This window comes from Thermus scotoductus DSM 8553, assembly GCF_000381045.1.
GTDB lineage: Bacteria > Deinococcota > Deinococci > Deinococcales > Thermaceae > Thermus > Thermus scotoductus.
Window position 1 is genome coordinate 1 of the sequence record NZ_KB905810.1, and the last position, 1,156, is coordinate 1,156.

Sequence of the window (1,156 nt, forward strand, 5' to 3'; positions counted from 1 at the left end):
GCCAAAGGGGCTGGCTGGACGAAAGGAGGGCGGTTCTGGAAAGCCTTTACGCCCTAAGGCGGGCCGGGGCCCAGGGGATCCTCACCTACTACGCCTTGGAAGCGGCCCGCTGGCTGAAGGAAGCCTAGGTCAAGCTTCCTGGGTCTGGCGGGTTTCCTGGGGTGCGGGGATGCCCCCGGTGAGGAGGGTATAGCCTGCCGCCAGGCTCACCATGGCCCCTGCCAGCAGGAAGACCCGGGGGGCCCCCATCCATCCCTCCAAGGCTCCGCCCCACAGGGTGCCCAGGAGAACGGCGGCGTTCATCACCGCGCTGAAGGCGGCGAAAATCCGTCCCCGCATCTCCTGGGGGGTGTTGAGCTGCAGGATGGAGCGGGCGGGGACGATGAAGGCCATGTTGAGGAAGCCGCTTATGAAAAAGGCCAGGAGCACCCAGGCGAAAAGGGGAAAGGCTCCGATGGAGGCTTCAAAGAGGCCGAAGAGAAAAAGCGCCAACAGGAAGAGCCTCTCCCTGGGAAGGCGCCTTAGGAGATAGGGGATGGCAAGCCCTCCCAGAATGGCCCCCAAGGCCATGGCCCGCTCCCACGGGGGGCAGGGGTTCCGCCTCGGGGGGGACGAGTTCGCCCTGATCCTGCCCGAAAGGGCCCTCGAGGAGGCCCGGCGGGCCCTGGGGGCTTTCCCCGTGAGCCTGGGGGTGGTACGGGCCGAGGAGGGCCAAGGCCAGGCCCTTCTGGAGCTGGCCGACCGGAGGATGTACCGGACCAAGCGCCAAAAAAGGGCTAAGGCCCCCTGGCCTGCGCCAGGGGGGCGCAAGGGTGGGGGGGTCCCCTAGCCCGCCTTGCGCATGAAGCCCACCGCCCGGAGCAGCCAGATAAGGACCACGGCCCCCACCACCCCCCAGAGGATCCCGCCCAGGCTGAGGCTGCCTGCGGAGGAGGCCCCGCCGATGCCCAAAAGGTCAGCGAAGAGCCACTTCGCCAGCGCGGAACCCACGATGCCGATGAGGATCTTGCCGAGAAGCCCCTCGCGGTCTCCCATGATCATGCTGGCGATCCACCCCACAATGGCGCCTACCAGAATGGCCACAATCCAGCTCATCTCTCCCCCTTTCTTTCTCCAAAGTACTCCCGAACTCCGCCCGCGTCAAGGGACGGGGTAT

The 1,156-nt window shown here is 66.9% G+C and carries 2 protein-coding genes and 2 pseudogenes; 2 read left to right on the top strand and 2 right to left on the bottom strand.

Translation table 11 applies throughout. The annotated features are described in order from the left end of the window. Positions 1–128 (top strand): annotated as a pseudogene (locus F604_RS12790) (porphobilinogen synthase); the annotation flags it as partial. A 1-nt stretch (position 129) separates the two neighbouring features. Here the strand turns inward: F604_RS12790 and F604_RS12365 are convergent. Beyond that, positions 130–579 (bottom strand): annotated as a pseudogene (locus tag F604_RS12365) (MFS transporter); the annotation flags it as partial. Here F604_RS12365 and F604_RS13060 point away from each other — a divergent pair. Then, complete coding sequence (locus tag F604_RS13060) at positions 569–829, top strand: nucleotidyl cyclase domain-containing protein (protein WP_019551790.1); 261 nt, start codon at positions 569–571, stop codon at positions 827–829. The pseudogene F604_RS12365 and the gene F604_RS13060 overlap by 11 nt on opposite strands. On the opposite strand, the gene F604_RS0111685 is transcribed toward F604_RS13060, so the two are convergent. Beyond that, complete coding sequence (locus F604_RS0111685) at positions 826–1,095, bottom strand: GlsB/YeaQ/YmgE family stress response membrane protein (protein WP_019551791.1); 270 nt, start codon at positions 1,093–1,095, stop codon at positions 826–828. The genes F604_RS13060 and F604_RS0111685 overlap by 4 nt on opposite strands. Positions 1,096–1,156: the final 61 nt, after the last annotated feature.

Bases quoted from the DNA above. Each gene is read 5' to 3' on its own strand.
- F604_RS13060 (WP_019551790.1), top strand. From the start codon at position 569: ATGGCCCGCTCCCACGGGGGGCAGGGGTTCCGCCTCGGGGGGGACGAG.
- F604_RS0111685 (WP_019551791.1), bottom strand. From the start codon at position 1,095: ATGAGCTGGATTGTGGCCATTCTGGTAGGCGCCATTGTGGGGTGGATC.